The sequence below is a fragment of the Psychrobacter sp. 1U2 genome, from assembly GCF_051847575.1.
On the sequence record NZ_JBPYDC010000938.1, the window covers coordinates 1 to 765 of the forward strand.

The window sequence follows — 765 nt, forward strand, 5'->3', positions numbered from 1 at the left end:
CATGGAGCCAGTTCTCTAGCTTTTTATAATGTAGATTAAAATATCGAGCAATATGCTTTTTTTCTCGATTATTATTCTTTAGACCCTCATAACCATGCGATAGTGAACCCAAGGACATAACCTCTGTGAGCATCCAAATAGGTACTATGGGGAAATCGTTATATTTATTTTCGTAATGTCTTATAAAGTCATCTTTCGAGCGCTTTACTTCAGACTTTAACTTTTTGACCCATTTATAGTGCTTAAACTTAGGATGAAAGTTTTGCCTATTTACATGTGCAAAAGCACCGTAGCTATGACCTAATTGGTAAGTAAATTGGGTTCTAACGGCTACTTCAAAATATTCAATAGCATCAAAAACTAAGGAACGCAACTTACGATCAAACTGATACAAAGAAATAACTTCATTGAAGTTTGTTCCGCCCCGAAATTGACTAGTAACGACATTTTGGTTATTACGAATTCGAAAAGGATACCAATAACCGCTTAAACGATAATAGCTAATACTAGCTAACTTAGCTTCAGCAGCCCCCTTATCTTCAAAAAGCATACCTTTTTGTTCAAGGCTCATGATTTGCTGTGCAAAGGTTATAGGTGGTTTGGAGTAGGTAACTAAGGTCATTTAGTCACTCCATGGGAATAAATCTCAGGATTTTCAGATATTAAAAAACCGCCATGGTTGCGCGTTACCCTGAGGGCACTAAGCGTGGCGGTTGTGTTGCGTCCATTATATGACTTATTGACACCACTGTCAATACATGTATT

Annotated in this window: 1 protein-coding gene; it reads right to left on the reverse strand. The window is 37.0% G+C overall.

What is annotated here, in order from left to right:
• Positions 1–622, reverse strand: a 622-nt coding sequence (locus ACS8FD_RS19675; protein WP_439277107.1) for an Abi family protein, incomplete at its 3' end; no start/stop codon positions are given.
• Between the last annotated feature and the right edge of the window lie 143 nt (positions 623–765).